Genomic DNA, 6,617 nt, shown 5'->3' with positions numbered 1-6,617 from the left:
TAAATCGAGTTATCCGTTGCCAGCACCGTGCGGTTGGCATAGTCCGGGGCAATCTCGCCTTCGAAGCCACGGGCGCGCAAGGCGTCGAGGAAACGCACGTAATGAGTGCTTAGGCGTTTAAACGGGGCCGTACGAGAATCCAAAGATGCAATCATAGTTGATCAAGCCGTCACTGCTGGGAGCGGATAGGGGATACGCTACTTTACCGCAGCTACCGCGGCTCTGCATCTTGATGGCGCGTCTTATGCGCTGCCAAGCGCCTCTTTCACCAGCGCTGCGCTGGTCGCGTTCATGGGTAGTGCCAGAGCAAGTGCATGTGCTTGGGGGGACATCTTGCCCCAGGTTTTTTGCACAATACGCACCATATGGTCGTGCTCGACTTTGCGGGAGAAATCCGCGAAGTAATTTTCCAAGAACACCAGGCAGGCGCAATCTTCCAGCGCTTGCACATCGGCATCGCGGCCAAGACCTTTCTTACGGATAATCGTTGCGGTTCGTTCGGCGTCTGCAGCGCTATAGCCAGCGTCACGCATCAGTTGGGCAGTGGTATCGCCCGCGCGCTCACCTTGGTCGCGGCGCCAGGTTAAATAGCCTATGCGTCCTTCAGGGTAATCGCTGCGCGGCACAAGCCAGCGCTGGAGATGTTGGGCGCGGACTGCCAAACGCAGTAGTTCGGCAGGGGCAGACTGCAACTGTGCTAACCAATGGCTCATACGCTGGGCGTAGGCAAGTTCCTGGGGCAGGGGTGTGCCATCGGCAAGGGTGGTTTGGCGCGGATCTTGGGCGTGAAGCGCATCAATGGCCGTTAGAGTTTGTTCAAACGCAGAGGGCATAAGAGCTCGCATGATTAGGGAAGATTAACGACATGCTAGCAGGTTAGCGCCAGGCCATGAAAAAAGCGCCCGCTGCACAAAGGCAGCAAGCGCTAAAGTAACATTCATAAAGAAGTCTATGCGCGGTTGTTGTTATAAACCTCTTCGTTTAGTTCGCCTTCGCTTTTACCCACCAGGGTCGTGACCATCAAATCACCCGCCACGTTTACGCTGGTGCGGGCCATATCCAGAATACGGTCGATACCGGCAACCACCGCAATCGCTTCCAGAGGAAGGCCAATTTGTGCCATTACAATCGACAGCATTATAAGACCCGCGCCGGGAACGCCCGCGGTGCCAATTGAGGCCAGCGTGCCGGTGGCCACAATCATGCCGTAATCCATCATGGTTAGATCGGTGCCGGTCATTTGGGCAATAAACAGCACGACTACGCCTTGGTAAAGCGCTGTGCCATCCATGTTAATCGTCGCGCCCACGGGTAGCACAAAGCCAGAAACGCCCTCTGAAATCCCTAGGTTTTTTTGCGCGCAGCGAATCGACACCGGTAGCGTGCCAGCAGACGAGGCAGAGGAGAACGCCACCACAATGGCATCCAAGCTGCCTTTCAGGTAGCGCACAGGGTTCAAGCGGCCAAGTAGTGAAATAAACCCAGAGTAAATTACCAACACATGCAGAATGCAGGCGAGATATACCACGCCAATCAGCTTGGCCAGCGGCAGCAGGATTTCTAAGCCGTATTGGCCTGAAACATGGGCGATTAAGCCAAATACACCAAAGGGTGCAAAGGCCATCACAATGCCGGTGAGCTTGTACATTGCTTCAGCAAAGCTATCGAAAACCTTCATAACCGGCTCGCCTTTTTCGCCAATCAGCGTTAGCGAAATACCTAAGCCAATGGCAAATACAATGATCTGCATAATGTTGCCATTAGCCAGAGCATCGAGAGGGTTGCGCGGCACCAAGTTAACCAGAATAGAAATCAGAGAGGGGGCTTCGTTTGCAGTCACTTCTGTATCGAAGCTTAAATCGACGCCTACCCCTGGCTGTAACAAGGTGGAAAGCAGTAGACCGATGCTGATCGCAAAGGCCGTCGTCACCAAATACAAGGTAATAGTACGCGCACCAATGCGACCCATTTTTTGCGGGTCACGCATTGAGGTAATACCGACTACTAGCGTTGAGAACACAAGCGGTACAATCAGCATCATTATGGCATTAATGAAAATATCGCCGAGCGGCTTAAAGACACTGGCGGTTTCACCTAGTAACGCACCGGCTAATATCCCCAGTGCCAACCCCGCCAAAATTTTTTTCCACAGCGCGATTTTACTCCACCAAGAAAACTTTCCCTTTTTTGCTGTTTCCTGCACTACGTTTCTCCTGTTTAACATCCATTATTAGTGATTCGCGCTGCAAATCGGCGGGCACTCTATCACTTTGGGCTAGTGAGCCAAGGTTTTTATGCCGATTGGTAATAGCGTATGCGTTTGATTCGAAAGTTCGATGCTGCTCAGTCACAGGCATGCCATGCGCACTCGAGGTTTGGAGTTCACGCTACGGCTATTTTGGAGCACAACAATCAGAAGTCGTGGTGGTTTAATTCGAGCCCAAAAGGATTAAATATTGCGTTCGTTTTGACGTACGTACTGCATGGCGTACAATTTATGTAATGCGGGATAAATTAGAGGTGTGTTATGACCGGAATATCTGTAACAGAGGCACGCAGTAACCTTTATCGGTTGATTGATGAGACTGCAGAATCTCATCAGCCAATTATCATTATGGGCAAGCGGAATAAAGCCGTTTTGGTGGCGGAAGAGGACTGGTCTGCCATTCAGGAGACGCTTTTCCTGCTTTCTGTGCCAGGGATGCGAGAGTCTGTTCGTGAGGGAATGGAGACCCCTGCAGATGAGTGTGATGAGGAGTTGGACTGGTGACATGGACGTTGGTTTACACCAAACACGCTCAGAAAGATGCGAAGAAGTTAGCTTCCAGTGGCTTGAAGCCAAAGGCGCAGGAGCTGCTGGCACTAATCGCAGAAGATCCGTATCGGAAACCGCCTCCGTTTGAGAAACTCATCGGTGATCTTGCGGGGGCTTATTCACGGCGTATCAATATTCAGCATCGTTTGGTTTACCAAGTGCTTGAAGACGAAGGGGTAATTAAAGTGCTCCGGCTTTGGAGCCACTACGAATAGTGTATAACCAGTTGCTGCTGCCGAATATCAAGTAGAACAACGATGAATGCAATACGGTTAGTCAAAAGCATCACTCCCCATTAAGGCAGCCATAGCTCCCCGCCGTGCTTTTGCCTACAATAGGCCTCTTTCATCACGGGCGATGTACGCCGTGTTCCACTGATTTCAGGCCAAGGGATAACTCATGCTCGATCCGAAACTGCTGCGCGGTGATCTTGATGCGGCTGCGCAACAACTGGCCCGGCGGGGCTTCGAACTTGATAAAGCGGCACTGCAAGCGCTGGAATCGCGCCGTCGTGAGTTGCAAACCCAGACCGAGCAGCTGCAAAACGAGCGCAATATGCGTTCAAAAGCGATTGGTAAGGCGAAGGCTAGCGGTGAAGATATTCAGCCGTTGCTGGATGAAGTGAGCGATTTAGGCGAGCGCCTGGATAAAGCCAAGAAAGAACTGGCTGAGGTGCAGGAAGAGTGGGATGACGCTATCAGTGGTATTCCCAATCTTCCTCATGAAAGCGTGCCTGAAGGCAAAAGCGAAGACGATAATGTTGAGCTTCACCGCTGGGGTACGCCGCGTGAGTTTGATTTTGAGGTGCTGGATCACGTCGATCTTGGTAAGAAATCGGGTTATCTCGACTTTGAACTGGCGGCTAAGCTGACCGGCGCTCGCTTTGCGGTAATGCGTGGGCCGATTGCGCGTCTGCATCGGGCACTGGCGCAATTTATGCTGGATACGCAAACTCAGCAGCATGGTTACGAAGAGTGCTATGTGCCGTATATGGTGAATCGCGATTCGCTGATGGGTACCGGCCAACTGCCAAAATTTGGCGAAGATCTGTTTAAACTTAACGACGAACGGGAATACCATCTAATTCCGACGTCGGAAGTGCCACTAACTAACTTTGTGCGTGATGAGATTGTCGATCAGGCGGCGTTGCCAATGAAGTTGACTGCCCACACGCCTTGTTTCCGCAGCGAAGCCGGTTCTCATGGGCGCGATACCCGCGGCATGATCCGTCAGCATCAGTTCGATAAAGTCGAAATGGTGCAGATTGTTGAGCCAGATAAGAGCTATGAAGCACTGGAAGAGATGCGTGGCCATGCTGAAGCAATTCTGCAGGCGCTGGAGTTGCCTTACCGCGTAGTGACGCTGTGTACCGGCGATATGGGCTTTGGGGCGGCGAAGACCTACGATTTGGAAGTTTGGTTGCCTAGCCAAGAAACGTATCGGGAAATTTCTTCAGTCTCTAATTGCGAAGATTTCCAGGCGCGGCGCATGCAAGCCCGCTTCCGCCACCCAGACGCGAAAAAGCCACAGTTGCTGCATACGCTGAATGGTTCAGGCCTAGCGGTGGGGCGTTGCCTGCTGGCGGTGCTTGAAAACCACCAGCAGGCAGATGGCTCTATTACTGTTCCTGCGCCTCTGCAACCCTACCTGGGCGGCCTTGAGCGTCTTGCCCTCTAATTGCCCACTCGACGTTGACCTCGGCATCGATACGAATGGTGCCGGGGCGATAGTCGCTAGCGGAACCACTGCCCATGGCATCGCTCTCAGCGCGCATGGCCATCATGCGGGGCTGGAAGATGGGCGTTTGGGCTTCTTCAATGCGCTGTACTTGGCCAAGCCTTACGCCTAGGGTACTGGCCATTAAGTCCGCTTTATGGCGGGCTTTTTCTAGCGCTTTAGTAAGTGCTTCATCGGTAGCGGCGTCGCGGTCTTGAAGATCAAACTGAACGCCGTCCAGCGTGTTCACGCCAGCACTTATCATTGCGTCAAACACCTCGCCCAATTGATCTATATCGGTAAGCTCAATATTGAAGGGGCGCTCTAAGCGGGTGCGCATTAACGTTTCTTGTTCACCATCATCGTTGCGCGGCCCTGCGACGTGCTCAGGATAGACATTGAGTGACCCTGCATTGATGGCGCGTTGCTCAATGCCGATCTCTTCCATGGCTTTAATTAGCTCACTGGCACGATTTTCAAGCCGCGCGCGTGCGTCGCTCAGCTCGCCACTGTCGGTATCTTCCAGCGTGGAAACCGCTGGGGTGTTTTCCCACAGCCGTGCAGACAGAGTGGCTTTGTCGGGCTCTACTTCCACCCATGATTGGGCTTGAACATGTAAGCTGGGCGGGGTGGGGGGCGCAGCGTGAGCCGTAGACGTTGCCAGAAGGGCGAGAAGTGCGCTGCCAAGCACGCCGTAGCGCAAGCGTTTTAGATGTGGTGTTGCTGGATTCATAGGTCACTTCCTTACTGATCGAGACAATGATTAATGTTAACTAATTTATACTGTGACGCTGCTTGGAAGGGCAAAGCGCAATAAAGTTCACTGGCTAAGAGTCGATGCAAAGCAATTGCTTAATGTTGTCATGGTTTGTGCAATATTGCGCGAGCGGCCATGATATGTGGATAACACGCTAAGGAAAGGGCAATGTCGAAATTATCGGATGAGGATTATCGTAGTATCCCTTTAAATGCGACCCTGGCGCTTGCCGCACTCGTTGTTATTGTGGCGGGTATGAAGGCTGGGGCGGATCTTCTGGTTCCTCTGTTACTGTCAGTCTTTATTGCTGTTGTATGTACGTCGCCTGTGCAGTGGCTGCACCGCTGTGGCCTCAGCAGGGGAGCCTCTGCTTTTTTAACATTGATGGTGCTGCTGGGTTTTATTTCCTTAATTGGCTTGCTGGTGGTCAACAGCTTTAGCACCTTTGTTCAGGTGCTACCGGATATCGAGTCGCGTTTGTATGAGCATTATTGGGATTTGTTGAACGCGCTCTCTAACCGTGGGCTAGCCATTAATCCTGATCAGCTCAGCAATATGCTTGCTATGGAAGACGATGGGTCGTGGGTGACAACGTTGCTAGGCGAACTTGGCAATCTCTTTATGCAAGGCAGTATTATCGGGCTGTTAGTTATTTTCATGCTGTTTGAAACGCTTAACTTCCGAGATAAAGTGTCCCGCGCTCTTGAGAACCCAGCGCCAAGCCTAAAGCGGTTTAGCGAGTTTAGTTTAACGCTGAAGCGCTACCTGGCAGTGAAGACCGTTATTAGCTTGGCCACCGGGGCGCTGGTATGGCTCTCTTGCTTAATAGTGGGAGTGGAGTTCCCGTTGCTGTGGGGGGGTGTTGGCTTTTGCCCTTAACTTTATTCCTAATATCGGCTCGGCCTTGGCGGCGATTCCTCCCGTACTGCTATTGCTGGTATCCCAAGATGGCGGAGTATTGCAGGCGCTGTTACTCGCATCTGCCTATTTGGTGATTAATTTCGTTTTGGGTAACTTGGTTGAGCCGCGAGTGATGGGGCAAGCATTGGGGCTATCAACATTTGTGGCGTTTCTTTCGTTGGTTGTGTGGGGGTGGATCTTTGGTGCTGCGGGGATGTTGTTGTCGGTCGTATTGACGATGACATTAAAAATCGCCTTGGATAGCCATCCTCAGACTCGCTGGATTGCTCATTTACTGGGGCCGGGAGGGCAGCGTCGAACGCGTCTTGGCGATGCACGCCGTCCACCTTGGAAGCGTCGAGAGTAGAAGGAGGCGTTTGAGATGGGAAGTGCAGGAAGTTACCGCTGGCAGTGCCAGCGGTAACGTTA

6 protein-coding genes and 1 pseudogene are annotated in these 6,617 nt (G+C 52.4%); 4 read left to right on the top strand and 3 right to left on the bottom strand.

Features of this window, described 5'->3' with window-relative positions:
- Positions 1 to 242: 242 nt before the first annotated feature.
- Complete coding sequence (locus INT21_RS09470; RefSeq protein ID WP_193059273.1) at positions 243 to 833, bottom strand: DUF4202 domain-containing protein; 591 nt, start codon at positions 831 to 833, stop codon at positions 243 to 245.
- Between the two features lie 116 nt (positions 834 to 949).
- Positions 950 to 2,203, bottom strand: coding sequence for a dicarboxylate/amino acid:cation symporter (locus INT21_RS09465; protein WP_193059272.1), 1,254 nt, complete (start codon positions 2,201 to 2,203; stop codon positions 950 to 952).
- A gap of 324 nt (positions 2,204 to 2,527) precedes the next feature.
- Here INT21_RS09465 and INT21_RS09460 point away from each other — a divergent pair, with 324 nt between their 5' ends.
- The 3 genes from INT21_RS09460 to serS all read left to right on the top strand — a co-directional run bounded on the left by INT21_RS09460 (position 2,528) and on the right by serS (position 4,492).
- Positions 2,528 to 2,770, top strand: coding sequence for a type II toxin-antitoxin system Phd/YefM family antitoxin (locus INT21_RS09460; protein ID WP_193059271.1), 243 nt, complete (start codon positions 2,528 to 2,530; stop codon positions 2,768 to 2,770).
- Positions 2,767 to 3,030, top strand: a complete 264-nt coding sequence (locus INT21_RS09455; RefSeq protein WP_193059270.1) for a Txe/YoeB family addiction module toxin — start codon at positions 2,767 to 2,769, stop codon at positions 3,028 to 3,030. The genes INT21_RS09460 and INT21_RS09455 overlap by 4 nt, the downstream gene beginning before the upstream one ends.
- Before the next feature lie 184 nt (positions 3,031 to 3,214).
- Positions 3,215 to 4,492, top strand: a complete 1,278-nt coding sequence (gene serS / locus INT21_RS09450; protein WP_193059269.1) for a serine--tRNA ligase — start codon at positions 3,215 to 3,217, stop codon at positions 4,490 to 4,492.
- Here serS and INT21_RS09445 read toward each other — a convergent pair.
- On the bottom strand, positions 4,434 to 5,264 hold the full coding sequence (locus tag INT21_RS09445; protein ID WP_193059268.1) for an SIMPL domain-containing protein: 831 nt from the start codon (positions 5,262 to 5,264) through the stop codon (positions 4,434 to 4,436). The genes serS and INT21_RS09445 overlap by 59 nt on opposite strands.
- A 192-nt stretch (positions 5,265 to 5,456) precedes the next feature.
- On the opposite strand from INT21_RS09445, the pseudogene INT21_RS09440 reads away from it, so the two are divergent.
- A pseudogene (locus INT21_RS09440) lies at positions 5,457 to 6,555 on the top strand (AI-2E family transporter).
- Positions 6,556 to 6,617 lie beyond the last annotated feature (62 nt).

Origin of the sequence: Halomonas sp. 3F2F (assembly GCF_014897805.1) — a bacterium.
Classification (GTDB): Bacteria; Pseudomonadota; Gammaproteobacteria; order Pseudomonadales; family Halomonadaceae; genus Vreelandella.
Note: the sequence above shows the minus strand (reverse complement) of the source record. Positions and strands in the feature narration are given on the sequence as shown.

Excerpts from the sequence above, each read along its gene's own strand:
- INT21_RS09460 (WP_193059271.1), top strand. The coding sequence starts at position 2,528 with ATGACCGGAATATCTGTAACAGAGGCACGCAGTAACCTTTATCGGTTG.
- INT21_RS09470 (WP_193059273.1), bottom strand. The coding sequence starts at position 833 with ATGCCCTCTGCGTTTGAACAAACTCTAACGGCCATTGATGCGCTTCAC.
- INT21_RS09445 (WP_193059268.1), bottom strand. The coding sequence starts at position 5,264 with ATGAATCCAGCAACACCACATCTAAAACGCTTGCGCTACGGCGTGCTT.
- serS (WP_193059269.1), top strand. The coding sequence starts at position 3,215 with ATGCTCGATCCGAAACTGCTGCGCGGTGATCTTGATGCGGCTGCGCAA.